This is a genomic window from Pedobacter caeni, assembly GCF_900129215.1.
GTDB lineage: Bacteria > Bacteroidota > Bacteroidia > Sphingobacteriales > Sphingobacteriaceae > Pedobacter > Pedobacter caeni.
In genome coordinates, this window is sequence record NZ_FQUQ01000001.1 from 875903 (window position 1) to 902677 (window position 26775).

Annotated in this window: 21 protein-coding genes, 1 tRNA gene and 1 other RNA gene; 13 read left to right on the plus strand and 10 right to left on the minus strand. The window is 41.4% G+C overall.

Annotated features, from left to right (window positions below; genetic code table 11):
* The first annotated feature begins 2 nt into the window (after positions 1 to 2).
* Positions 3 to 1061, plus strand: a complete 1059-nt coding sequence (locus tag BUC20_RS03645; protein ID WP_073227535.1) for a histidine kinase — start codon at positions 3 to 5, stop codon at positions 1059 to 1061.
* A 145-nt stretch (positions 1062 to 1206) separates the two neighbouring features.
* Here BUC20_RS03645 and BUC20_RS03650 read toward each other — a convergent pair whose 3' ends face one another.
* Both BUC20_RS03650 and BUC20_RS03655 read right to left on the minus strand, forming a co-directional pair.
* On the minus strand, positions 1207 to 1845 hold the full coding sequence (locus BUC20_RS03650) for a DsbA family oxidoreductase (RefSeq protein ID WP_073227538.1): 639 nt from the start codon (positions 1843 to 1845) through the stop codon (positions 1207 to 1209).
* Entirely contained in the window at positions 1846 to 2883 is a 1038-nt protein-coding gene (locus BUC20_RS03655; RefSeq protein ID WP_073227541.1) for an aldose epimerase family protein, read from the minus strand.
* Positions 2884 to 2967: 84 nt separating this feature from the next.
* Here BUC20_RS03655 and BUC20_RS03660 point away from each other — a divergent pair, with 84 nt between their 5' ends.
* The 3 genes from BUC20_RS03660 (at position 2968) to BUC20_RS03670 (ending at position 5499) form a co-directional block, all read left to right on the plus strand.
* Positions 2968 to 4119 carry a galactokinase gene (locus tag BUC20_RS03660; RefSeq protein WP_073227543.1) on the plus strand — a complete coding sequence of 384 codons (1152 nt, stop codon included), beginning with the start codon at positions 2968 to 2970 and terminating at the stop codon, positions 4117 to 4119.
* Between the two features lie 36 nt (positions 4120 to 4155).
* The gene (locus BUC20_RS03665; protein WP_073227546.1) at positions 4156 to 4686 is read left to right on the plus strand and encodes an RNA methyltransferase; all 531 of its coding nucleotides are present in this window, start codon (positions 4156 to 4158) and stop codon (positions 4684 to 4686) included.
* A gap of 153 nt (positions 4687 to 4839) precedes the next feature.
* On the plus strand, positions 4840 to 5499 hold the full coding sequence (locus tag BUC20_RS03670; protein WP_073227549.1) for a YdeI/OmpD-associated family protein: 660 nt from the start codon (positions 4840 to 4842) through the stop codon (positions 5497 to 5499).
* 66 nt (positions 5500 to 5565) lie between these two features.
* Here the strand turns inward: BUC20_RS03670 and BUC20_RS03675 are convergent, their stop codons facing one another.
* From BUC20_RS03675 to gltB, 4 genes are all read right to left on the minus strand, one after another.
* Entirely contained in the window at positions 5566 to 6990 is a 1425-nt protein-coding gene (locus BUC20_RS03675; protein WP_073227552.1) for a SusD/RagB family nutrient-binding outer membrane lipoprotein, read from the minus strand.
* A gap of 12 nt (positions 6991 to 7002) precedes the next feature.
* Positions 7003 to 10050 carry a SusC/RagA family TonB-linked outer membrane protein gene (locus BUC20_RS03680; protein ID WP_073227554.1) on the minus strand — a complete coding sequence of 1016 codons (3048 nt, stop codon included), beginning with the start codon at positions 10048 to 10050 and terminating at the stop codon, positions 7003 to 7005.
* A gap of 565 nt (positions 10051 to 10615) precedes the next feature.
* Complete coding sequence (locus tag BUC20_RS03690) at positions 10616 to 12082, minus strand: glutamate synthase subunit beta (protein WP_073227560.1); 1467 nt, start codon at positions 12080 to 12082, stop codon at positions 10616 to 10618.
* A gap of 84 nt (positions 12083 to 12166) precedes the next feature.
* Positions 12167 to 16672, minus strand: coding sequence for a glutamate synthase large subunit (gene gltB, locus BUC20_RS03695; protein ID WP_073227562.1), 4506 nt, complete (start codon positions 16670 to 16672; stop codon positions 12167 to 12169).
* A gap of 399 nt (positions 16673 to 17071) precedes the next feature.
* On the opposite strand from gltB, the gene ffs reads away from it, so the two are divergent.
* Positions 17072 to 17171, plus strand: an RNA gene (gene ffs / locus BUC20_RS03700) — signal recognition particle sRNA small type.
* Positions 17172 to 17265: 94 nt separating this feature from the next.
* Positions 17266 to 17925: a fructose-6-phosphate aldolase gene (fsa, locus tag BUC20_RS03705; protein WP_073227565.1), complete on the plus strand. Its 660-nt coding sequence runs from the start codon at positions 17266 to 17268 to the stop codon at positions 17923 to 17925.
* Positions 17926 to 17958: 33 nt separating this feature from the next.
* Here the strand turns inward: fsa and BUC20_RS03710 are convergent, their stop codons facing one another.
* Positions 17959 to 18453, minus strand: a complete 495-nt coding sequence (locus tag BUC20_RS03710; protein ID WP_073227567.1) for a D-glycero-alpha-D-manno-heptose-1,7-bisphosphate 7-phosphatase — start codon at positions 18451 to 18453, stop codon at positions 17959 to 17961.
* 122 nt (positions 18454 to 18575) lie between these two features.
* Here BUC20_RS03710 and BUC20_RS03715 point away from each other — a divergent pair, with 122 nt between their 5' ends.
* The 6 genes from BUC20_RS03715 (at position 18576) to BUC20_RS03740 (ending at position 23677) form a co-directional block, all read left to right on the plus strand.
* The gene (locus BUC20_RS03715) at positions 18576 to 19409 is read left to right on the plus strand and encodes an alpha/beta fold hydrolase (RefSeq protein ID WP_073227569.1); all 834 of its coding nucleotides are present in this window, start codon (positions 18576 to 18578) and stop codon (positions 19407 to 19409) included.
* A gap of 195 nt (positions 19410 to 19604) precedes the next feature.
* Positions 19605 to 19680 (plus strand) — tRNA-Lys (locus tag BUC20_RS03720).
* A 361-nt stretch (positions 19681 to 20041) separates the two neighbouring features.
* The gene (locus tag BUC20_RS03725; protein WP_073227571.1) at positions 20042 to 20797 is read left to right on the plus strand and encodes a helix-turn-helix domain-containing protein; all 756 of its coding nucleotides are present in this window, start codon (positions 20042 to 20044) and stop codon (positions 20795 to 20797) included.
* Positions 20798 to 20867: 70 nt separating this feature from the next.
* Positions 20868 to 22010 (plus strand): DUF418 domain-containing protein, encoded by a 1143-nt coding sequence (locus tag BUC20_RS03730; RefSeq protein WP_073227574.1) that lies wholly within the window; start codon positions 20868 to 20870, stop codon positions 22008 to 22010.
* Positions 22011 to 22036: 26 nt separating this feature from the next.
* Complete coding sequence (locus BUC20_RS03735) at positions 22037 to 22567, plus strand: DinB family protein (protein ID WP_084528499.1); 531 nt, start codon at positions 22037 to 22039, stop codon at positions 22565 to 22567.
* Between the two features lie 258 nt (positions 22568 to 22825).
* Entirely contained in the window at positions 22826 to 23677 is an 852-nt protein-coding gene (locus tag BUC20_RS03740; protein ID WP_073227579.1) for an NAD(P)H-binding protein, read from the plus strand.
* 64 nt (positions 23678 to 23741) lie between these two features.
* Here BUC20_RS03740 and BUC20_RS03745 read toward each other — a convergent pair whose 3' ends face one another.
* On the minus strand, positions 23742 to 24386 hold the full coding sequence (locus BUC20_RS03745; RefSeq protein WP_073227581.1) for an SDR family NAD(P)-dependent oxidoreductase: 645 nt from the start codon (positions 24384 to 24386) through the stop codon (positions 23742 to 23744).
* A 97-nt stretch (positions 24387 to 24483) separates the two neighbouring features.
* On the opposite strand from BUC20_RS03745, the gene BUC20_RS03750 reads away from it, so the two are divergent.
* Positions 24484 to 24843, plus strand: coding sequence for a winged helix-turn-helix transcriptional regulator (locus BUC20_RS03750; RefSeq protein WP_234994435.1), 360 nt, complete (start codon positions 24484 to 24486; stop codon positions 24841 to 24843).
* A 127-nt stretch (positions 24844 to 24970) separates the two neighbouring features.
* Here the strand turns inward: BUC20_RS03750 and BUC20_RS03755 are convergent, their stop codons facing one another.
* Both BUC20_RS03755 and bla read right to left on the minus strand, forming a co-directional pair.
* On the minus strand, positions 24971 to 25603 hold the full coding sequence (locus tag BUC20_RS03755; RefSeq protein ID WP_073227584.1) for a hypothetical protein: 633 nt from the start codon (positions 25601 to 25603) through the stop codon (positions 24971 to 24973).
* Between the two features lie 126 nt (positions 25604 to 25729).
* Complete coding sequence (gene bla, locus BUC20_RS03760) at positions 25730 to 26647, minus strand: class A beta-lactamase (protein WP_084528501.1); 918 nt, start codon at positions 26645 to 26647, stop codon at positions 25730 to 25732.
* Positions 26648 to 26775 lie beyond the last annotated feature (128 nt).

Sequence of the window (26775 nt, forward strand, 5' to 3'; positions counted from 1 at the left end):
ACATGAGCAATTTTGTACAATTAGAGATTAACGAGAGGAACAGGTGGGTTTATTTCAGTAAATACCGATGGGTAGCCCATATCGTATACTGGATAACAGTTCTGATTGTTGGTACGATCATGAGGGCTAAAGGACCAATTACCCCTTCGTTGATTTACAACCATTTTTTTCTGGCAAACCTGATGATTGCCTCTTTTTTTTACCTCTACTGCCTGTACCTCATCCCCTACTTTTTTAAACGAAATAAATACCTGCAGTTCTGGACTTCTGTGATTGCAGGTTACCTGATCATTACCTTTCTGGACATCCATTTTAACAGGGCTTTTGTCCATTACACAGATCCGGTACCGCCCCCAGATGAGGGCAATTTTCTGACCACCTATCTGAAAGAATTATCCGGATTCCTGTATAACTTTCTCTTTTTTTCCATCATGCTTTTTTTTATGGAAAAGAATGAAGAAAACAGTACCTTGCTGGAGCTGGAAAAGGAAAAGAAAGAAATCGAACAGGTGAAGCTTGATTTTTTGAAGACCAATATCAGTCCGGATTTTATATTGAGGTCTTTGCATCAGTTGAAAGTATCTGCAAAGGTGCCAGAGGAAAGCACACCCGAAGCGATTCTTACTTTTTCTGACCTGCTGAGGTATCGTCTTTACCGAGGGAGACAATCGCAGAGTCCATTAAAAGAGGAACTCAGTGCTTTTACTTCCTTTGTTCATTTCATAGGTTTTGACCATCAGCTAAAGATCACATTTAACGTGCAGGGAGTGGCAGAACATAAACAGCTCGCCCCTTTGGCACTGGTTAATCTGCTGGAACCTTTTTGTAAGATTTTAAATGAAGAACCGGTGATGCTGGACATCATTATTCTCATTGAAACCGAAGAACTGTTAATGGAAATGAATTATGGGGCAAATGCTGGCCTGGAACTCATTGCCGACCTGGAATCCTACAGGGAAAATTACAGGCAGATTAATGGAGATGCCGTAAAATTTCATTTTGAACAAAGTGAAGAAAACTCATTTAAAGTAAGGCTTTCTCTACCAATATTTAACCATTAAGAAACACCACCAACCCCATTCACGGCCGTATCAAGTGGCATCCTCGTTCGGACTGAGTCCACGTTTTTGCGGTAAAACGTGGACTCACCGTAAACTTATCGTTTAGCGATAGTGAATTCAGCCCGGACAACAGGCGAACTTCACCTTAAGCTTGCCCCTCCCATGCCTGCTTTAAGGCACCAAGAAACGTTTCTGCAGGCTGAGCGCCGGAAACAGCTAATTTCTCATTGAAAACAAAGAAAGGAACTCCACGGACGCCTATGTCTTCTGCGGTTTTTTCATCGTACCTAACTTCATCCGTAAAATCAGCACTGTTCAGCACCGTGGTTACATCGGCAACATCCAGGCCTGCCTCCTTTGCAATTTCCGTTAAGTCTGCCTGGTCATCAATATTTTTTCCATCCGTAAAATGAGCCTTAAACAAGGCTTCTTCCATTTCATCTCCCCGTCCTTTGGACTTCGCCAGCTGGATCAGGCGGTGGGCATTAAAAGAGTTGGCTACGATAGATTTGTCAAGATGGAATTTGAGTCCCACTTCAGCAGCAGTATCGGTCACATGCTGATGACTTTCTGCCGCCCATTCCCTGCTCTTTCCATAACGCTCGGCAAGGTATTCCTCAGAACTTTTATCCAGTAAGGTCACCGTGTTGCGGTCCAGTTCAAAACTGTGCCATTCTACTTCTATGGCATCTTTATGTTCAAATTCTGCAAGTGCAGCTTCAAATTTCCGTTTCCCGATATAACAAAACGGGCACCTTACATCCGACCAGATATCTACTTTCATTTAGTTATGTTCTATTTTATAAATCGTGGTTTGTTTATACGTTTCGCCAGGCCTTAACACTGTACTTGGGAAAGCAGGGATATTGATGCCATTGGGGTGGTGTTGAGTCTCCACACAGAAAGCCTCAAAAGGATGGTACTCCGCTCCTCCTTTACCATTTTTAACAGATAAATATGCTGCGGTATATAAATGGGCCACCGGTTCTGTGGTATATACAGAAAGTTTTAATCCGCTTTTTTCTTCTGTCGTTTCAGATGCCAATGTAAATTCCCCGTATTCTTTATCCAATACATAGGTCTGATCGTAGCCTTCTTTCGGATCCCAATCATGATTGATCAGTTTCCCGCCCAAGAAGTCGTGTTTCGTGCCTTCTACGGGGATCAACTTACCTGTCACGACATAGTTGTCGTCCTGCTCCAGATAATGGCTTGCAGGCATTCTATGGTGATGGTTTCCAATAGAGCCCAAATCAGGAGATAAATTGAAATAACTATGATGTGTCAGGTTGATGGCAGTTGCTTCATCTGTAGTGGCTTTAAAGTCCAAGATCAGTTCATTATCATCAGTCAGCTTGAAAGTCAGCTGAATGGTCAGGTTCCCTGGGAAATGTTCTTCTCCGGCGGGACTCACATATTGCAAAGTGACACTTGGATCTATGGTGGATAAAACATCCCAAACCTTTCTGTCGAATCCAATATCCCCACCATGAAGGCAATCGCCGCCCTTGGCTTGTGTCAGTTGATGAACAATTCCATCAATGGTAAACCGTCCGTTCTTAATGCGGTTTGCATAACGGCCGATCACTGCGCCAAGATAAGGATAACCGTCCAGGTATTCTTCAGTCAGATATCCTTCAAAATCATCAAAACCAAGTACAATATCCTGCTTCTGACCTTGTTTATTCACTACAATAAACTTATTAATGATTGCACCATAATTGTATATTTTCACATAGGTACCATGTGTATTTGTTAATTCAATACCAAGGATCTCTTTACCGTCAATAATTTTCCCGGTCTTGATTAGCTTTGTTTCCATAAATTGTATATTAGGGCGGTTGTTATTTAAAACAATACTATCAATACTTTACTTAAAACAAAAACTTTAAATCAAAATATTACAATGAAAGCGGAATTGACCGAGAAATTCTTAGGGCTATATGGACAAGAGCCAAAGGCGAACTATTTTACCCCGGGACGGGTGAACCTTATTGGCGAGCATATTGATTATAACGGCGGACTGGTGATGCCTTGCGCGGTTACTTTAGGGACCTGGTTGAGCATCGCTCCAAACAACGATCAGGTGATCCGTTTCAACAGCCTTAACTTCCCAGAACAACACGAAGTTGCACTGCAAGCCTCTTATACCAAAACAGGGCCGGAATGGTTTAACTATCCGCTTGGCGTTTTCAATGAGATCCTTAAAAAACACCAGCTTCCTACCGGACTCGATCTCCTGTTTTACGGCAATATTCCAATCGGATCAGGGCTGTCATCTTCTGCGTCCATAGAGGTCATCATGGCTTATGCCTTAAACGATTACTTCAATCTTGGTTATGAAAAAATTGAGATCCCCTTGTTGGCGCAAAAAGTAGAGAACGAATTTATCGGGGTCAATTGTGGCATCATGGACCAGTTTGCTGTTGCCTTCGGGGAAGCACATAAAGCCCTGGTACTGAACTGCGATACCTTAAAATACAAATCTGTGGATTGTAACCTGGGTGATTACTCCCTTGCGATCATCAATACCAATAAACCAAGGAAACTGGCGGAATCAAAATATAATGAAAGGGTTGCTGAATGTCAGACGGCCTTAGCTCAACTCAATGAGGAAATTACCCTTCATAACCTTTGCGAACTCAGTGCAGAAAAGTTCTCGTTACACAGCCACCTGATCACTGACGAAACAGTCCTGAAGCGTGCTACACATGTGATCCGCGAAAACGACCGTGTTGGCCTGGCTGCAAAAGCCTTAAACGAAGGGAACTTAGAAGAATTTGGGCGTTTGATGTATGCTTCTCACCAGTCTTTAAAAGATTTGTATGAAGTAACAGGTGCTGAACTGGATGCTGTAGTTGAATTTTGTACAGATTATGAGCATGTGATCGGTGCAAGGATGACCGGTGCAGGCTTTGGTGGATGTGCAATTGCCTTGTTAAAGAAAGGACAGGAAGAAGATTTTGCCAGACAACTGACTGATTTTTATGTAGAAAGGATAGGTTATCCGGCTGCAATCTACATCAGTGAGATTGGTAACGGTGCTTCTGCAATTTAATTTTAATTTTGCCGGATAGAATTATCAAAGCTTTTAATGAAAAAATTAAAATTAGACGAGTTAAACCGCGTAGGTGTTGAAGAGTTCAGGGAACAGGAAAAGTTACCGGTAATTGTGGTGCTGGACAATGTGCGCAGCATGCACAATATAGGCTCGGTTTTCAGGACTGCTGATGGGTTTGCCGTTGAACAATTGTACCTCTGTGGCATCAGTGCACAACCACCTCACCGGGAAATAGAGAAGACTGCGCTGGGCGCAACTCAATCTGTAGCCTGGACGCATTTTGAAACAACACTGGATGCGGTAGCTTCCCTCCGTGAGGATGGGTATAAGATCATTGCCATAGAACAGGCCGCCGGAAGTACCATGTTAAATACGTACCGACCGGAAAGCACTGAAAAATATGCGTTAATCTTTGGAAATGAAGTAAATGGAGTAAGTGATGAAGTGATGGCGCAAATTGATGAATGTATAGAAATTCCTCAGTTTGGCACAAAACATTCCTTCAATATAGTGATCTCTGCAGGTATTGTACTCTGGGATTTCTTTGCCAAATTAAGGTTGTAATTGTTTTTTTTTATACTTTTTATTAATTTTCAAAGGATCTAAAGGAAAGGACCCTCGGGCTCAGTTTACCGGTTGTGAAGCGATCAGAAGCATGTTTCTCTTTTTTAAGAACTATGCGTCTGATGGTTTTCATGATAAAATAAGGAAGACCAAATGGACAACAAACTACTTAAAAAACTGCATGTCAAACCAGGGTTTAAACTCCTGATTGAAAATGCTCCGGAAAACGTAGCCGCGTTACTGGGAGATTTCGATGCCGTACAGCTGAGCTTCAATGCCACGCAAGGCTTTGATGCCTTGTTGTTATTTGTTCTGAACAGCTATGAGTTGAAAGAACAATTGTCTTTGCTTGCTTCCGGTCTTAAACCAGATACCTTGTTTTGGATTGCTTATCCGAAAAAGACTTCTGGTATGGAGAGCGATCTTCACATGATGGCCCCATGGGATGAAGTAAAAGCCTATCAGCTGACTCCCTGTGCATCCATTTCTATTTCTGAGGTATGGACAGGCATCCGCCTGAAACCTATTGACCTGGTGAAAGCATCTGCAGTAAGAAATGAAAACATTCAGCAAAATGACTTTTCAAAATATGTGGATGTGGTTAATAAAAAGGTCATCCCTCCTGCTGATCTCGATCAGGCTTTACACGAACAGCCTTTAGCGCTGTCTTATTTTGAATCCCTGGCTTATTCTCATAAGAAAGAATATGTGTTATGGATTTTGACAGCTAAACAAGAGAAAACAAGGCTCAGCAGAATTGAAAAAATGATAGAGATGTTGCTGGCGAAAAGGAAAAATCCGAACGATAAATAAGAAAACTTAAAGACATAAAAAAGGCAGCTTATCAATAATAAGCTGCCTTTTTTATGTGGATGGTTATTATTTAGCCCACCATATCTTTTCTGAAGTAGAAATGTTGTGTTGTGGCTGAGGGTTTCCCGTAATTTCCTGAGAAGGATAAGGATAACGTTGAGGAATATATGGTCTGAATGCATTTGGAACCACATTCAAAACAGGGAATCCGGTCTTCCTCCAGTCGTTATACGCTTCCAGCGATAAGAAATTCGCCACATATTTTTCTCCGATTATGGTTTCCAGTGCAGTTGCCGGAAGCAATACAGAGCGAACAGCCGTATAAGTATCGCGGGCTCCTGCCGGAACTTTCAACAGATCCATATTCGCTTCAATCGCAGCTTTTAATACGGGTTGTGCAGCTATGGCGCCCGACTTAATCAGCGTGGCTTCAGCTTTGATGAACAATGCTTCTGAATAAGTTGCAAGATAAACAGGAGCAATTTTTCCCGTCTCTTCATCCGCTTCAGAGTAGCCCCCAATGTTCGGCGAAACTGTTGCATAGATCGTAGGATCGGTAGTTGGTGCCGTTCCGCTTTGTCTGCCCACATAATCCCCGCCAGAACCAGGAGAAGCCAGGATTGGAAGTCTTGGATCAGCATTTGCCTTTAACAGGTCAACAAAATGTTTGGAAAGCACTACTCCACCAGCTCCGGGCAGTGTTCCCTGATACCATGGATTTTCTCCTTTTGCTTTTCCTGAATAAGTGATTTTGGCATTGTCAGCATTCGCTGTCAATCCATTTTGTAACGCTGCCAATGCTAAATCTGCCTGAGTAACTGCAGAATATCCGGCGGCTTTACTCAAACGAAGGTAATACCGGGCTTTAAGCGTGTAAGCCAGTCTTTTCCATGACGCGAAATCGCCGTTATAAATCAAATCTTCACTGCCTGCCTTAATCCCTGTAGGAGCTCCGTTCAAAATCACAATGGCCTCATCCAATGTGCGTTGGATCAGCTTGTAGATGTCTTCCTGCGAATCGTATTTCGGGTGTTGATTAGCCAGTTCCTGAAAACCTTCAGAATATGGAATGTCTCCCCAAAGATCAGTACATACAGCAAGATTATAGGCAAGCAGGACTTTTCCTATAGCGGTGTAACTGTTGTTGCCTGCTTTTTCCCCTTTGTCAATTATCTTTCTCGCGTTTACGAAAATTGCCGGGTAAAGATCAAAGCTCCAGGTGTTATTTACATCACTTGGCGTGATCCGGTAAGAATCGATCTCCGGGGCAGGCTGGTTGATGGCCATTTGTTGCGTCCAGTAAGCAGATACGCTTCCCGGAAAACCACCCAATATATTCGTTGTCGTATAAACCTCCAATGGAGTTAAAATTAAAGCCTCCTGTACATCTGTAGAGTTGTTAGGATCTTTATTAATGTCAAGAAATTTCTTGCATCCTGATGTGGAAACCAGTAATGCAAATGCGATGAATATATAATATGTCTTTTTCATGTTGTTCAATTTTTAGAAAGTAACTTTTACTGCGAAATTGTAGCTTCTGTTAGATGGAGTTACGAAATTGGTAAAACCACCACCGTTTCCTGTTCCGTACAAACTTACTTCCGGGTCAGAACCAGTATAATGAGGTGTATAGAACCATAGGTTTCTTCCTGTAGCAGAAACGCTCAGACCTTTAAAAGGAGTTTTTCTTAGCAGCGAAGGCTCAAAATTGTAAGACAAACTAACTTGTCTCAGTTTCACATAGGTACCATCTTCTACTCCATTTTCATCTACCTGAGAAAAATTGTTCTGGTAATAGGCCTGGTTTATGGCAGCTACTTTTGTATTTGGCTGTCCATCTGGTGTCACTCCATCAAATACCCTGGTGCTGTTTCTGTCTTCGGTTACTTTCGTTACCCCATAAAAGTTAAGGTAGAAATTATCAAGATTGTATACATCACCACCTTTTTTCATGTCTAACACTGCAGATAGACTAATGCCTTTCCAGGTAAAAGTAGTTGTTAAACCGGCATTCCATTTCGGTACTGTATTTCCAATCGGACCCAAAGTTTCATCAATTTCAGGATAGCCTGTGTCCTGGTTAATCACCAACTGACCAGCATCATTACGAAGATATCTGGAACCAAAGATCACCGCATATGGCTGATCCTGATATGCAAATACCCCAGGACTTGTAAAGCCTGCAAACTGGATGTTATCTCTACCCTGACCAATTGCAGTTACTTTGTTGTTGATTTTAGCAAAATTTAACCCTACAACCCAGGTAATGTCTTTGGTTTTAACGGCCGTTCCGCTTAATATCAGCTCTATACCACGATTATACATGCTTGCGGCATTAACGATCGCCTGGTTAGCTCCGCTTGATGGTGTAATTGGCGTTGAGCTGATCAGGGCCCCACTATTTTTGCTGAAATAAGTCGCTTCAAGATTAAGCCTGTTTCTGAACATTTTCAGTTCCACTCCTGCTTCAAACTCTTTTAAGGTTTCGTTTTTCAGGTTAGGATCACCAATAACGTTGCTCAGCAAAAATCCATTGCGTCCATCATAAGGGAACTCAATGTTACCTATCGTTGGTTGGATATAAACTCTATCAATGCTGTAAGGCTGAACGTTATCATTTCCCACTAAGGAATAAGAAAGACGTATCTTACCAAAGTTCAGAATAGGGTTTTCGCTTAATTTAAGGGGTTCGGTAAATATAAAACCTGCAGAAGCAGATCCGTAAGGATAGAACCTTTTATTCTCGCTAAGCACAGAAGTACCATCATAACGGCCTGTTAGTGATAAGGAAAGCATGCGTTTGTATTCACCCGTCATCTGTGCATATAAACCTACTTTTCTGGAATTCTGTTCCGTAATTCTTGAAACCACAGTAGATGCGTTTGCGATGTTGTAATAATCCTTTACAGACAGACCTATTCCCTTGTCAAATATTGTTTTTTGATCCGTAGAAAGGATGTTATTTCCCACAAGGACGCTGGCAAAGAAATCGTCCCCGAAGTTCTTTTTCGCTTCGATGATCAGGTCATGGTTGAACTGTCTGAAATTGATCTCCCGATTGTACATTTTTCCATTTGCAGATTCACCGCCAACAATTCCTCCGGCTTCGTGATAGGTGGTGCCATCATTAAAAATATCAGCCCCTATTCTTTCCGTAACCGTTAGCCATGAAGTCGGTTTATAGTTCAATGTGAACACTGGTAAGAACCTGTTTACCACCGAACGGAATTTGACATTATCTACCAGCCAGTACGGGTTATTTCTTGCTGCACGATATACTCTTTGAGATCCATCCGGATTAGTGGTAGGAAAAGGATTCCAGGAGATTGGTGCCGCATATACGGTCCAAAATGGACTCGCCAGGCTATTTCCTTCCGGCAAACGATCGTTCGCTGAATTGACAAAGTTTAACTGGCCGGTAACCGTCACCTTGTTGGTGATGTCGTTACTGAATTTAGTGAAGAAAGAGTGACGGCCAAAATTTGTTTCCGGCATCGTTCCTTTAGTATCCAGAAAGGAATAAGAAACCAGATAGGTAGATTTATCAGTAGAACCATTTACCGCAAGCGTATTGTCGGTGGTAAAACCCTGTCTGAAGAATTCCTTTCTTGGATCATGTTTAGTTACCGGAGCTCCGTTAACCATCAGTCCATCAATCTCCGGACCCCATGAGCCCGAACTTAATTTACCATTGTTACCATCCACATAAACACCGTCGCTTCCCTGAGCATATTTATCCTGAAATTCAGGGAATATCGGATTATCAAAAGTAATACCCGAAGAAAGGGATACCGAGGTTTTTCCTTTACCTGTTTTTGTGGTAATCATCACTACCCCTCTGGCTGCTGCCGAGCCATATAATGCACTTGCAGCTGCACCTTTAAGGACAGATATGTTTTCTACAATGTTCGGATCAATATCAATTGCCCTGTTGGCTGTTCCACCGGCACTTAATGCGCCATCCGGATTGCCGGCCTCTGAGTTATTGATGGGTACTCCATCTAAAATGATCAGGGCACCGTTCTCTCCCGTGAGCGAGGTGTTTCCCCTGATCACAATTTTGGAAGAACTCCCGGCTGCACCGCTCGAGTTGGTGATCTGAACACCAGCCACTTTACCAGCCAATGCGTTAACCAGGTTATTTTCCTTAGCAGCGACCAAAGCATTGCCTCCAACTTCCTGTGTGGAATAGGTCAATGTGCGCTTTTCCCGCTTAATACCAAGAGCGGTAACTACAATTTCATTTAAATTGTTTTCCTCGTCATTTAAAGAAACATCCAGCTGATTATTTGATCCGATTGCTTTCGTTTGGGTTTCAAAACCCAGGTAAGAGAATTCCAGGCTCAGGTTTGTTCCGGTTACCTCGATGGAGTACTTTCCATTGGCACCGGTTTGGGTTCCTGTTTTCTGTCCTTTCAGCCTTACAGATACCCCTGGCAGGGGATTCTTGTCGCTGGTGGCGATTACGGTACCAGTAATGGTACGTGTTTGTGCCCAGGCTGTTATCGTAAACAGCATTAGCACCATTAGTGTTAGTAATGGTCTTTTCATAGTCAAATTAGGATTAGTTAATAACTATAATTTAAGCTTTTGGCCGATTTAATGCATTACGAAGGCTTAATCCACGTTATCCCATGAAATCAACAAACAGTAAGACAGCTATTTATAATAAAAAACAATCGTTCAAACTGTTCTTTTTCCATAGAAAAACGGGAAGATTCAAGAGAAAGTCAGTAGGAAGAGCAGTCGTTTTTAAGCCGAAAAATCTTAAAATGCCAAAGCATCACCTTATTTTTCATTTCATTTCTTTTGTGGATATCCAACAAAAAACAAGAATTGGCACTTTACTAATAAAACATGAATTGAGCACCACAGAGCCACATTAAATGGAGAAGAATACCTATTTATCTTCTATTGTTCGCTAATTGTAAAATTCATGTAAATTAACTGCTAATAAGTAAAATCACCATCACTCTCAGTAAGTATTCCTATTATTTAGGTAACTGGATTTGACCAAAAAACGTTTTACATATCCTTATAAAAGGCAAAACCCCGACAATATTTCTATTGCCGGGGTTTTGCTTTGCAGGGCATTAATCCCTCTTTATTTCAGACCTTATGCATAAGGAATTCCATCTTTGGACGACAGGCTGCTATGCCCCATCAGGTATTCATCTACCTTACGGGCGGCTTCACGGCCTTCAGAGATGGCCCAAACCACTAATGATTGTCCACGGCGCATGTCTCCGGCGGCAAAGATCTTGGCAATATTGGTTTGGTACTTGCCTTCTTCAGCTTTCACATTTCCTCTGCTGTCCAGTTCTACGCCTAATTTTTCAATCAAACCTTCCTTTTGCGGATGTAAGAAACCCATCGCCAGTAAAACCAGCTGACAAGGCAAATCACGCTCTGTACCAGCTTTCTCTTTGAAATTCAAAGGTCTGCCAGTGGCGTCTATCTCCCACTCCACATCGACTACTTTTAACGCTTTGAGGTTCCCGTTTTCATCTTTGATAAACTCCTTGGTGTTCACTCCCCAGGCCCTCTCGCAGCCTTCCTCATGAGAAGAAGTTACTTTCAGCAACATTGGGAAGGTTGGCCATGGCATATTAGAAGTACGGTGTTGCGATGGCATCGGCATGATCTCAAACTGCATCACAGATTTCGCTCCCTGACGGTTTGAAGTACCGATACAATCCGAACCAGTATCCCCGCCACCGATTACGATCACATCTTTTCCTGTAGCAAGGATCGCATCTCCATCAACGCTGATGTTTCTGACACGTTTATTCTGTTGTTTCAGGAAATCCATCGCATAATGAACTCCCTTAGCCTCGCGGCCGGTAATGTTCAGATCTCTTGGAATGGTAGATCCTCCGGCCAATACGATCGACTGGTATTCTCTCAGTAAAGTATTCAACTCTACATTCACCCCAACATTGGAATTACATTTAAATACAATACCTTCTTTTTCCATCAGGGCAATGCGTCTGCTGACCACATCTTTCTGAAGTTTAAAATCAGGAATACCATAATTCAATAAACCTCCCGGAGTATCATCACGTTCGTAAACCACCACCTCATGACCGGCTTTATTCAGCTGTGCTGCTGCCGCCATACCCGCAGGTCCGGAACCGATCACCGCTACTTTTTTACCCGTACGGATCAATGGCTGTTCCGCTTTGATATACCCTTTATTGAAGGCAATTTCTATAATATGTTTCTCGATTTCTTCGATAGAGACCGGCGACTTGTTAATGCCAAGTACACAGGCAGACTCGCATGGTGCCGGACAAATTCTTCCTGTAAACTCAGGAAAGTTGTTTGTGCTCAGCAAAATGGTAGAGGCCAGCTGCCAGTCTCCTTTATATACAGCCTCGTTAAATTCCGGAATCACATTCCCCAGCGGGCATCCCGACTGACAGAAAGGAACACCGCAATCCATACACCTTGCGGCTTCGCGGTTTACCTGCTCTAATTCGAAATTCTGTACAAATTCATTATAATGCTTTAAACGTTCTTTAGCATCTTCTTTTACAGGAGCAGTTCTTTCATACTCTAAAAATCCGGTTACTTTTCCCATAGTTAAGCTATATTTAGTTTAGTGGTTCTGGTCATTTTCTGTTTCAATTTTCTCTGGTGGACAATCATCTTTTCCTGGATAGGGCTAAACATTTACTTTAGCTCTTTTCATCAATACTGCTTTGTATTCTTTAGGGAATACTTTAATAAAGTGTGCAGATTGAGTGGTCCAGTCGCTTAAGATAAACTTAGCTAAACTACTATCTGTAAGCTGAATATGTTTTTTCAGCAAGATATTAATGCGCAGTTCATCCTGTTCATCCAAAGGATCAAGGTCTACCATTTCCTTATTGCACTTATTGGCAAACTCTCCTTTAACATCATAGATCCAGGCTACTCCACCGCTCATACCAGCTGCAAAATTGCTTCCGGTATCACCGATTACCAGAACCTCACCACCAGTCATATATTCACAACCATGATCGCCCAGACCTTCCACTACTGCAGTTGCTCCTGAGTTTCTTACCGCAAAGCGTTCCCCTGCCTGTCCTCTTACATACAATTCACCAGAGGTCGCACCATAAAGGGCCACATTACCAATGATGATGTTTTGTTCCGGTACATAGCTGATGGTACTGAACGGATAGATGGATAATCTCGCTCCTGAAAGCCCTTTTCCAACATAATCATTTGCTTCACCTTCCAGCTGTAAAGAGATTCCTTTTGCGGCAAAAGCACCAAAGCTTTGTCCGGCAGAACCTTTAAATTTGAAATTGATCGTATCTGCAGGTAATCCCTGACCTTTGTAAATTTTAGATACTTCGTTAGACAGCATTGTTCCAAGTGCACGGTTGGTGTTCTTCACTTCGAACTCTCTGTAGATCGGCTCTTTATTCAGTAAAGCAGGCTGAGCCGCTTTAATTAAAGCATGATCCAGGATGTCTGTCAGTCCATGATCCTGTTCTTCTGTCTGGTACAGGCTCAATCCATTGTCTGGTGCTTTGTACAGGATTGCAGAAAGGTCAAGGTCTTTTAACTTCCAGTCGTTCGGATCGATCTCACGTAAGCTTAAGGCATCTGCCTGGCCCACCATCTCTTCTACCGTTCTGAAACCCAGTTCGGCCATCGTTTCCCTTAGTTCTTCTGCAAGGAAGTGGAATAAGTTCACTACGTGATCTGCCTCTCCGGTAAATAACTTTCTCAGGTTTGGATCCTGTGTCGCTACCCCTACAGGGCAGGTGTTCAGGTGACATTTCCTCATCATGATACAACCAGAGGTAACCAGTGCTGCGGTAGCTACTCCCCATTCTTCTGCTCCAAGAAGTGTTGCAATGGCGATGTCTTTACCCGTCTTCAACTGTCCGTCTGTTTGCAGGACTACCCTGCTGCGCAAACGGTTTTTAACCAATGTCTGATGTGCTTCTGCAAGACCAAGCTCCCATGGAAGTCCGGCATGCTGAATAGAGGTCAATGGTGAAGCACCTGTTCCTCCGTCGAATCCTGAAACCAGGATCACATCAGCATGTGCTTTTGCTACACCTGCAGCGATTGTCCCCACCCCGGCTTTAGAAACCAGTTTCACATTGATTCTGGCTTCGCGGTTGGCATTTTTCAAGTCAAAGATCAGCTGTGCCAAATCTTCAATAGAATAGATGTCGTGGTGTGGTGGAGGGGAAATCAGACCTACACCAGGTGTGGCATGACGAACTTTAGCGATCCAGTCGTCCACTTTATCTCCCGGTAATTGTCCGCCTTCACCAGGTTTAGCGCCCTGGGCCATTTTAATCTGTAATTCATCCGCATTGCTCAGGTAATAACTCGTTACCCCGAAACGTGCAGAGGCAATTTGTTTGATCGCTGAGCGCATAGAATCGCCGTTAGGCAAAGTTTCATAACGCAGCTCATCTTCACCACCTTCTCCGGTATTGCTTTTTCCGCCGATGCGGTTCATCGCAATGGCCAAAGTAGAGTGTGCTTCGTGAGAGATCGAGCCAAATGACATCGCCCCTGTTGCAAAACGTTTCAATATGTTTTCAATCGGCTCTACTTCTTCCAGAGGTACTGCCTGACGTTTGTAATTGAATTCGAACAGACCTCTGATGGTATAAGCCTGATGTGTCTGCTCATTTACCAGTTTAGAGTACTGTTTATATACGTTGTAATCTTTTTTTCTTGTTGCATTTTGCAGCAAATGGATCGTTTGAGGATTGAACAAATGTTGTTCTCCTTTGCGTTTCCATTTGTAATTACCACCAGTAGGCAGAATGGTATCCGGGCGTGTAGCCTGACCGAAGATCCTGTTGTGTTTGATCAATGCTTCTCTGGCAATTTCATCCAGTCCTAATCCGCCGATTCTGGAAACAGCACCGGTAAAATAGTTGTCTACTACCTGCTTGTTGATTCCCAGAATTTCAAAGATCTGCGCACCATGGTAAGATTGCAAGGTAGAAATTCCCATTTTCGAGAAGATCTTTAACAATCCGTTATTTACTGCATATATATAGTTCTGAATTAATTTAGCTGGTTTAACTTCCATCTCTTTTTCAAAACCGGTAATGGTTTCTTCAGCTAAGTAAGGGTTTACAGCAGTTGCACCAAATCCGATTAAACAAGCGAAATGGTGAACTTCCCAGACATCACCAGCTTCTACTACCAGACCAACATCTCCTCTGTATCCTTTACGGATCAGGTGATGGTGAACGGTAGAAACGGCCAGCAGCGATGGAATTGCAGCATGTTCAGAGTCCAGGGCACGATCTGAAAGGATGATCACCTGGAATCCGTCTTCTACGGCATCCACGGCATAACGGCAAAGTCTGTCCAGAGCTTTAGCCATTGCGCCCGGTTTTCCGTTGGCTCTGAAATAGGTCTGTAAGGTTTTAGACTGGAATACTCCGGTATCTATACTTCTTAATTTTTCTAACTCCAGGTTTGTCAATATCGGGTGTTTAATTCCCACACAATGACATTGCATTGCTTTTTCTTCCAGGATATTTCCATTGTTGCCCATGAAACCTGCAAGGCTCATCACCACTTTTTCCCTGATCGGATCGATCGGCGGGTTGGTTACCTGTGCAAACAACTGTTTGAAATAAGAAGAAAGGTGTTGCGGTTTTTGAGAAAGTATGGCCAAAGGAATGTCAGTTCCCATGGACCCGATTGGCTCTTTACCATCCCTGGCCATTGGTTTCAGGATCAGGTCGATGTCTTCACGGCTATAGCCAAATACCTGCTGGTATTTAAAGATAGACTCCTGAGAAAGTCCGCTGAAGACAACTCTTGGATCTGAAAGTTCTTCCAGTCTGATCTGGTATTGATTTAACCAGTCGGCATAAGGTCTGCGGCCACAAACCAATTGTTTGATTTCTGTATCACTGATGATCCTGCCCTGCTCCATATCTACCACAAACATCTTTCCGGGAGTTAACCTTCCTTTTTCGATGATTTTGCTTTGATCCAAAGCCAGTGCACCAGCTTCAGAAGCCATAATTACATGGTCATCTTCAGTGATGGCATATCTTTGCGGGCGAAGTCCGTTTCTGTCTAAAGTAGCCCCAATCAGGTTGCCATCGGTAAAAGAAACAGCAGCGGGTCCATCCCATGGCTCCATTAATGTAGCATGGAACTTATAGAATGCTTTTTTAAGCTCATCCATATCCTCATTGCCATCCCATGCTTCCGGGATCAGCATCATGAGTACATGTGGCAATGAACGGCCTGCATGCAGCAATAGCTCTACTATATTATCTAAACATCCTGAATCGGAATTGGATTCGTCAATTACAGGAAGTAAAATATTCAGTTCTTCGGGAGTAAAGTAAGAAGAAGCCAAAGACTTCACGCTTGCTCTAAACCAGTTCAGGTTTCCCTGCAGGGTATTGATCTCTCCATTGTGCGCGATATACCTGAAAGGCTGAGCCAGTTTCCATGAAGGAAAGGTATTCGTTGCAAAACGGCTGTGAATTAAGCCAAAAGCGGAAACAACACGCTTGTCACTTAGTTCAGTAAAATAGGTTCTTACCTGTAAAGAGGTCAGTTGTCCTTTATATACGATCGTTCTGGAAGAGAATGAAGCGATATAAAACTCACCATTAATACCTTTGACGGTACTGTTAATGGTTTTCGACAGGTAATTCTTGAATACGTAAAGTTTACGTTCAAAGTCTGCCCCTGCTGCAATTGCATAAGGACGTGCAATAAACACTTGTTCCATTTCCGGTTCTACGGATAATGCCATGTCTCCAATACCTTCTGTATTGGTTTGTACTTTCCTGAAGCCTAAAACTTCCAGGCCCAGCTTTTCTCCTGCACGGTAAATAATTTCCCTGCACTCTTCTCTCGCCTTAACATCTTTTGGTAAAAATAGCATCCCTACCCCATAGTCTCCGGACTCATTTAAGCTGAATCCGATTTTAAGACATTCGTCGTACAGAAACTCGTGAGGGATCTGTATCATAATACCTGCGCCATCTCCGGTATTAATTTCTGCTCCGCAAGCCCCGCGGTGATCAAGATTCTCAAGAATGGTAATGGCGTCGGAAATGATTTGTTGCGACTTTCTGCCCTTGATATGGGCAACGAAACCAATGCCACATGCGTCGTGCTCAAAACGCTGGTCGTACAACCCTTGCTGATCTTGTGTTTGTTCCATAAGTTTAATTTAATGTTGGTTGGGTATAGTGTGATTCAGACACTAAGTTACGAAAAAAAATCAAGAAATTATAATATCGGTATCTTTTTTAGTAGATATACAGCATATTTAAATTATAAAGGCTATATATTACAATATTCATAAATTACATCGATATATATTACGACATTCATAACCGATATTATTCATGCATAGTAAATCATGCTTTCCTTTCCCAGGCTTCTGTTTCGCGGATTTTTGCTTTTTTCGGGTTACATTGAAGAAAATGTAAAAAAAGATTAAAAATAATTGAGTGTTCAAGAGGTTTAATCTCAATCAATTACCCGAAATCCCCCGAAAAAACTACAACAAAAGCAATATTTACTTTTGTAGATTCAATTCTTTTCCTACTTTTGTGACGGGCAAGTCTTTTACGATCAGCTCCCTTTGAACTCCCCCAGGGCGGGAACGAAGCAAGGGTAGAAGGTTGTAGCGGTGCGATAAAAGGTGCTTGCCCATTTTTATTTTTTTAGATAGACCATGCTTCGACTGCATACTCTTCTTTCTAACGACTATCACGAGTTAATCATATATTTTCTTAAACTAAATATCATATGAAATTTTTCATAGACACAGCTAATCTGGAACAAATCAGAGAAGCTCAAGACCTTGGCGTTTTAGACGGCGTAACCACCAACCCCAGCCTTATGGCTAAAGAAGGTATCACCGGAGATCAGAATGTATTGAACCATTACAAAGCGATCTGCGATATCGTAGATGCAAATGTAAGTGCGGAAGTTATTTCTACTGATTTCGAATCCATGATCAAAGAAGGTGAAGCTTTGGCTAAACTTGATCCGAAAATCGTAGTGAAAATCCCTATGATCAAAGATGGCGTTAAAGCAATCAAATATCTTTCTTCTAAAGGCATCAGAACCAACTGTACGTTGATCTTCTCTGCCGGACAAGCCTTAATCGCTGCCAAAGCAGGTGCTACTTATGTATCTCCTTTCTTAGGCCGCTTAGACGACATCTCTACAGATGGGTTCCAGCTGATCGAAGACATCAGACTAATTTTTGATAACTATCAATACGAAACTCAGATTCTTGCGGCTTCAGTAAGAGGCCCGATGCATATCATCAACTGCGCTAAATTAGGTGCTGACGTGATGACCGGCCCACTTTCTGCAATCCTTGCATTAATCAAACACCCATTAACAGATAGCGGTCTTGCTCAGTTCTTAGCTGATCATGCTAAAGCTGCGGGTAAATAAGTCGTATTTTGTGATAAAAAAAAGTCCTGTTGATTAATTCGACAGGACTTTTTTTATGTTTTCATAACTGATCTGTTCATCGGGTTCAATGAGAATGCCCTTCACTCCTGCCCCATTTGCAGCTTCCACATCTCTGGGCTTATCTCCGATCATCACGGATAAGGCCGGATCGATATTGTAAGTTGCAATCGCTTCCAGCACCATTCCTGATTTCGGTTTCCTGCAGGCACATTCTCCACCAACCGTAGGATGATGCGGACAATAGTAAGCATGTGTAATCAACGCGCCCTGCTCCTCAAACTTTTTACCCAGGATCGCATGCATCTCTGCAAGGGTTTCCTCTGTATATCGTTTTAAAGCAATGCCTCCCTGATTGGTAATGATGATGAGCATGTATCCTTCATCGTATAATCTCTTTAAAGGTGGAATCTGGTACTCCAACACTTCAAAATCTTCTACCTTACAGATGTAATCGTATATTTCGTGATTTAAGACACCATCACGATCCAGAAAAATTGCTTTATTCATTATTATGATCTTTTTTTTGCAAAGATGGGGATATTAAATTAGTATCGCCCTGAGTTGTGGATTTAGTTAAACATAATTGCACTCCGGATGTTGTTAAAATAGTTAAACACTAAAATTGAATTATGCCGTATATCAAAAGAAATCCAGAAAACAGTAAATCTGTCAATATATTTTATGAAGACCTGGGCTCAGGTAAGCCCGTGATCTTAATCCATGGATGGCCGGTATCACACGAAATGTGGGAATATCAGGTCGCCTCTATTGTATACAGCGGTTATCGTTGTATCGCTTACGACAGAAGAGGCTTCGGGCAATCAGACAGACCCTGGAGTGGCTATGATTATGATACCCTGGCCTCCGACCTCCACGAACTGATCACTGCTTTAGACCTGTCTGAAGTAACTTTAGTGGGCTTTTCTATGGGTGGTGGTGAAGTGGTGCGTTACCTTGGGAAATATGGTTCTTCGAGGATAGAAAAAGCAGTCCTGATCAGCTCTGTCGTTCCGCTGCTTTTAAAAACCGATGACCATGAAGAAGGTGTTCCTGCGGAAGTTTTTGATGGAATTGTTTCCGGCATTCACCAGGACCGTCCGGCATTCCTGACCAGCTTTGGGAAACAGTTCTTTAGCGAAGGGGGTTTAAATAAACCGGTAAGTCAGGAGATCCAGAACTGGATGCACCAACTGGCCATTGTAGCGAGCCCAAAAGCCACAGCAGATTGTGTGAGGTCTTTCTCTGAGACAGATTTCAGAACTGACCTGATCACCATTACCATCCCGGTAATGATTATCCATGGGGACGATGACCAAACGGTGCCAATCAAAGCAACCAGTGCAATTACTTCTATGTTATTGCCCAATTCGGAATATTATGTCATCGAAGGTGCGCCACATGGATTATTCATCACAAACAAAGACGAATTGAACCAGTTACTGGTTAACTTTTTGAAAAGATAACCTTGTTTTTAGGGTCTATTGAGCGTTTTTGGACTGAAAAACGAAGCTTAATTTGGTTCATATGTAAATAATCTGGCTAAAAATCAGCACACTATATAATTTATGGGTTTTTAATTTGCAGTATATATATTGTAGCCCTATATTTGCATCACTTTAAACGGAAACGCTTAGAGTAAAGCTGAAAACAAAAGCTTTGATTCCGTAGCTCAGCTGGTAGAGCATTACACTTTTAATGTAGTGGTCCTGGGTTCGAATCCCAGCGGGATCACCAGATTATTATCAATAACATACAAAACCCTGCAAACATATTGTTAGCAGGGTTTTTGTTTTTTCAGGGGTATCAAAACGTACACCGATTCGCATAATAAAAATTTAACTAAATTTGTCTATCAGAACAAAATAGCTGCCATCTTACCCCTTATTATTAATAGATATGATTACTGCATTTGGTGCATCAGGCTAAATTAACTGGTATACAGCGACATATTACTTTAAAACTCAGAAGGAAAAATTGGACAAAAGCGGGAATATGTGTGTTAATTAATGGCTTTGTATGCCATTTTTTTATAATTTAGGTGCATAACAGATTTCGTATAACAAAAGCATATGGATAAAAAATATAGTGGAATTTAATGAGCCAGCAGATCATTCAACCGTGTGAAGACCTAAAAGATTATATCAGTCATTTTTGGGCAGCAACTTGGGAAGAACCAATGCCGTTAACAAATACAACCTATTATGCAACTGCGAACAGCTTGACAGAGTTAGTATTTGGTTTCGTAGGCTCGGCGAAATTGTTTTCATCCGTTCGGGGGCATACCACCAATCATATACAATTTCCTGCGGGTGATCTTCAAGAGTTGTTTGGTGTTTCGCTGTATTCGCATGCCGTGCCTTTTCTTTTTCATCTTCCCGCTTCGGAACTTAGCAATTATTCTGTATCCCCTGAAACATTATTAGGAGATGATGGAAAATTCCTAACCGAAAAAATTGCACTGACTTCGACCGCCGAGGAACGTGTCCGTATTTTAACACAATACTTCAGGTCACAACTTAAAAAACAACGATGGGGCGACCCTTTTATCAGTAAAGCTGTTAGGCAAATAAGACATCACAGCGGCAATCTAAACATTACTGATTTATCCAATGATTTTTGCCTTTCCCAAAAGCAATTTGAAAGGCGGTTTAAAGCCTGTGCGGGTTTTAATCCCAAGCTCTACGCACGAATTGTACGCTTTGAAACTATACTCAGCAATCGTACAAGGTTTGTAAATCTCACCGAAGCTGCCCACGCTAACGGTTATTACGACCAAGCCCATTTTATCCACGATTTTAAAACATTCACTGGTTATAGCCCGAATACATTCCTTGCATTGAGCGGTTATTAACGGATGTCTATTTTTTACAATTTTGCCCATAAACTTCGAACTAATTTTGTGGCAGAAATAAATAGACAATATGCAAACAATTCAACAATCAAGAAGTTTAGCTCCCGATTTAGCAAGGGGATTTATGCTGTTGCTTATAGCAATGGCTTATACCGATGCTCATTTAAGTGATTGGGGAACACCAGCTCTCGAAACACAAAATGACAGTATCCCTGAACAAACGGCTATTTCTATTAAAACCCTCTTTAGGGACAACAGAGCTTACCCGATGTTTGCTTTTCTTTTTGGTTATGGCAGCGTATTGTTATTCCAAAAACTCGAACGAAGCAATCTAAGCAACAAACTTATTTCAAAACGGTTTCGTAAGCGTGCATTCTGGTTGATAGTTTTCGGATTTTTCCATTCCGTGTTCGTGTTTAGTTACGAAATACTGGCACCTTATGGGATAGCCTTGTTGATTACAGCACCGTTACTGTTCAAAACAGACTACAGGCTCCAAAAAACATTAAAAATTCTTATCCCGATATTCATTATTCTGTTGATTGGTGTTGGTTTTATGTATGCAGCACCGCCCGAAATGTACGACAACGAAAGTTATGGGATGCCGGCAGATAGTTATTGGGAAATGGTCACAAACGGATTAAAGAATTTTCCGATGTCGGTGTTGATGGTACTGGGCTACCCCATTATTCCTGTGATGATAATGGGAATGCTGGCGGCACGAATACAGTTGCTGGATAATAAAGCAGCCCACCTTGTCCTGCTGAAAAAAATCAGCCGGATTGGAATTTCCGTTTCCATTATCGGAGCCGTTCCTTTACTTTTAAAAGAATTGCACTTCTGGCAGCCAGTTTATGAAATGGAGGCTCTTGCTCATACTTTGCATTTGATTTCAGGAGCATTTGGTGGCGTGGGTTATGCCGCATTGTTCGGCATTATCACCTATCAGCTACAACACTCCACAGGAATAATAACACAGGCAGTTGCTGCATTGGGCAAGCGAAGCCTGACCGGTTATTTGTTACAAAGCACCCTAATCATGCTATTGATGTCTTCTTTTTCCGGAAACCTTGGGAAGAAATTATCTGATTTTCAAAGTGCTTTATTGGGATTTACCGTTTGGCTGGGTGTCGTTCTCTTTGCTTATGTACTGGAACGCAGAAATATGCCCGGGCCGTTTGATAGCCTCTTGAGAAAATTGGCAAATCGCTAGGAGAATAACTAAAAAAAAAATAAAATATGGACAACAAAACAATTACAGCGATTATTGTATCACAATATAAGGCTGGTCTGGGTATGCTTCGTCACACCATTGAGAAAGTACCAGCAGCGCAGTGGAACACAGAGGAATACAGCAATCCCAACTGGCAGATTGCCTACCATATCTTATGGGGTGTGAAATTCTATCTGGGAGCTAATCCCGAAAGTTACCTACCTTGGGGAAATGCCATTGAAGGAGCAGAAAGTCTTGGAGGTTCCCAAGACTGGGAAAATCCAGATAAAGACGTTGTGATAGAAGGACATCACACCAAAGATGAATTATTGTCATTCATTGATGAGATTGAAAACAGTTTACCACAAGCCATCGAAACGTTACCGCTTGATGACAATTCAGGATTTGAATGGTATCCTTATTCCCGTTGTGAGCTTCACATCAACAATATCCGACACATTCAACATCACACGGCACAAATTATCGAACGTTTAAAGGCTAAGGGAATAACAGGATTTGTTTGGTGGACTGACCAAAATCCTCCTCAGGAATGGTAGACAGCCGAAAAAGAGAACTATAAACGACCAATAGGATTAGTATTATGAATTAAAATAATCTATTTTTTTTATTCGTAATACTAATCTCCTATCTATGTAGATTAAAAACTATAACAAACACATTTTATCCACGACTTTAAAGCGTTCACAGGTTATAACCCTAATATTTTTTGCATTGAACGGTTATTAGCAATATGTCTGTTTTTTACAATTCTGCCCTAAATCCTCCGGCTAATTTTGTGGTCAAAATGAATTTTTATGAACATAAATCAAAATCCAAAGAAAATTCTGGTAACGGGAGCTACCGGAAATGTAGGTCGTCACCTGATCAGTCAGTTATTATCAACAGGTCACAAAGTCAGTGCATTGACAAGAACCCCAGATAGAGCTAATCTCCCATCCGAAGCAGAGTTGATACTGGGTAACCTGACCGATACACAGAGTTTACTCACAGCATTTGAAGGGGTTGATGCTGTATATCTGATTAGCTTTAATGGCGAAGATTTTTCACCACTGACAAATGGCGTAAAAATCATGGAATTGGCCAGGAAATCTGGTGTTAAAAAAGTCATAATATTAAAGAGTGAGATGGGAAAAAGCGCATTGGATGAAGCGGTTGAAACAAGCGGAATAACATGGACAAAATTATTACCTGTAGAATTTATGTCCAATACCCTTGAATGGGCAGCTTCCATAAACCGTGAAGATGTTGTACGGGAGGCATTTCCCGATGCGAAAAGTGCCATGATACATGAGGCAGATATTGCGGCTGTTGCTTTGGAAGCTCTTACGAAAGATGGACACGCAGGTAAAGAATATTGGTTGACCGGAGCGGAAGCACTTACTATTACTGACAGGGTCAATGTATTGAGTGCAGTCCTTGGTCGCGAAATCCGATATATTGAGTTGTCAAAAGAGGAAACAGTGAGGAAGTGGCAAGAACAATATTATTCCGAAGAGGACATCGCATTCTTCTTGAAAATGCGCACCAATCCACCGGAGGTGGGCTATACAATATTGCCAACTGTAGAACAGGTTACCGGAAAACCTCCAAGAAGTTTCGCCAGGTGGGTTGCTGAACATGCCGCTGTATTCGAGAGGGAGCAATAAATACAACATTATTGTTTTGTTCAGGTACGCTATTTTTTGCGTGTTCTGCGATTAACCACACTTTTTATTTTACAACTTCGGCTAGTTCTCTTTTTTGATACATATCCCAAAAAGAATTGGCTAGTAACGTAGGGCTGTGTGTTTCAGAATCCGGCTGTACATACCCAGCAATGGTAAGTGTCCCTACATAGATGTTTTTTGGCTTAAGCGCTTCGTGAAGCTGTAAGGCAAGGTTTCTCACCCCAGCCTTGCCAATGGATAAAGCACCATAGGCAGCATAAGGGTTTATGCTCAATGCGCTTCCGGTAATCAATACAGCACCTTCCTCTTCCTCCAGATCCGGCAATACAAGTTTTACACTTTCTAATGCGCCTCCTACGTCTATTTTTATCGATTCCAGCAAAGAAGCTGTATCTTCTTCCAAAATATTTTTTTCTTTTATAAACGCAGCATTGTATAGCAATGTATTTATTTTTCCAAGTTGCAATTTCAAGCTATCAATAGCTGTTTTTAGCTGATTGGTGTCGGCAACTTCTGCTTTGGCTGTAAAAACAGTAATACCATTTGCCTTAAGATCTTCAACAAGAAGTATAATTTTATCCGGATCTCGGCTAATAAGTCCAACTGAGAATCCTTCCTTTCCAAACTTACGAGCAGCTGCTCCACTTACGCCTTCTCCCGCGCCTACAATAATGATTGATTTTGACATTTTATATTATTTTTAATTTCTATGCAAATTTAGCCTGTTGAACTATATATTTGTTATCAGTTACAGAAAGTATAGTAGTTACAAAACTGTTACCATAGTGAAAATAGAAAAAGAAAAATACAGCGAAGCATCCTGTAAACAGGCCAAGATGGCGATCCGGGACACTTTAGACGTGGTTGGTGGAAAATGGAAACTGGTTCTGATTTCAGTATTAACGGGCCAGGGGGCGAAAAAGTTCAATGAATTATCGCGTGATGCTGAGATAAGTCCGAGGATGTTGTCTAAAGAATTGCAGGAGTTGGAAACCAATAATTTGGTAAGAAGAACAGTTTGTAATACAAAACCGGTTACAGTAGAATATTCGCTTACGGATTATTGTAGAACCTTACAGGAACTTATTGAAGTGATGCATAATTGGGGCATAAACCATCGTAAAAAGATGATCAGCGAAAAGTAAATACTGTAGTAGAGGTTAGCCCCGCAGGTTCGGTGAGGACATCATCTTCATCCCTATCTTCTTCAAGACAAACACAAAAAAAGAAACCAAAGCAGGTTCAACGGCTTTATTATTTAATCTTACCCATTTACCTGCCTGTCTTTTCGTTATCGATATAATTTGTTACAATTTTTAAAAATTCATCTTCGGTATAAAATTGCTCCAAAAATTTGCTCAAAGTTCCCTCGTTTGATATTTCCTTGAAAAATACCTCGTGGTCTGTACCAAAAACTGTTGGGTCTTCAGAATTAGTATCGGAAGTGCAAATATAGAAATGATCAGGATAGCTGTTACTATAAATTATTTTAATAAAATCAGGTTTTTTTTCGTCAGTAACTTTATAGATTTCTGATAAATCTACTTCTTCCTCGTCGGTAAAAATGTCATTCCACTCCGTAAAATCGAAAGATCCTTCTTTGTAAGGTGTAAATAACGTAGCTTCATAAAACATTTGTCCATAGCCGACCTCATAATCATCATCATTGGGGTTGAAAAAATGTTTGGCCAAATTTCTATAGAACAGATCTTTGTCTTGTTCATATTCTTGAATATTATTTTCATAATATTCATCTATCCCATAGAGTTCTGTTCCCCAAAGTTCGTGTGGATATAATGATTTAGTGAACGTTATCGCCTGTAAGTCTTCTTGTAAGGAAAGATTTTTCACATTGTCAGTGTTTCCAGCTAATTCCTTTATCCGGTCAAGTATTTCTTGTTTCATATCTCTGTTGTTTTTGGTGTCTGCAAAATTGCCGCTAACATTTGTATTTGCGCTATTTGGTGCTTTATTTTAAATGTCATTTCATTGTTTATCACGATTTTGATCAATCTTAGGTTTTGTGGTTTGTTAACGCTTTGTTGCATAATAGTCCCAGATCTCTTTGGAAATTGCAGCGATTACGTTGATACCTCTTTCTTTCGGGGCCTTAAAATCAGACGCAAAGACCGAAATAGCAATATGTTTGCCATTAGGTAAAGTAACAATACCAATGTCATTAAATGCAGCCATTATCCCTTGTTTGTTTACCCCTGATGCGCCGGTTTTATGAATTAATTCAGTTGTTGGTGGTAAAAGAACGGTAATTCTTTTGCCCCAATCCGGTAATTCCCTCATTATCTGAATCAGAAAATCATTGCTTGATTTTGACAGCAGTTTCTGGTGATATAAAAGTTGAAGTAATTGCAGTGATGCAGCAGGTTTACACCAGTTTTTATACTGTAATGCCCAGTCCTTTTCCATCTCTCCTTCTGTATAAACAATGGAGATACCTTTTACACCTGCATTATGGAGATATTGATTAACTGCTGCAGGGCCGCCAGCTACCTTGGTATATAGAAAATCACATGCATTGTTATCACTCTTTGAAACGGTATAAGTTAGCAAATCTGCCAGGGTCATATTAAGATCCTGATTCGGGAAATCCTTTACCATAGGGCTCCAGGTATTGGTATCCAGTGTTTCTTTAGGCATATGAAACTTCTGGCTGAGCTTTAGCTCTCCCTTATCTACCTTGTCCAGTATAGCAAAGGCAAGCGGGAATTTGAAAACACTCATCATGGGGTACCCATGATTACCATTAATGACAAAGCCACCTTTAAAATCCATTCCCTTTACCCCCACTCCAATTTTCCCTCCTGCAGTATCAATAATATGTTTTATCCTCTCTTGTAATTGTAAGGTGGATTTGCTTTGCTGAGCCAACATTATTTGAGGTACAAGCATTAACGCTAAGAAAATGGGCTTAAGATTTTTGAATTTCATCATGATGCAAAAGTAGAAAAGTATGACCAGTTCAACAAGCCCGGTTAATTAACCCCCTCATATTGTCGGAATTGCACCCCACTTGTAAATCTGGTCCGCTTTAAATTTGGATAAGCATTAAACAAATATCA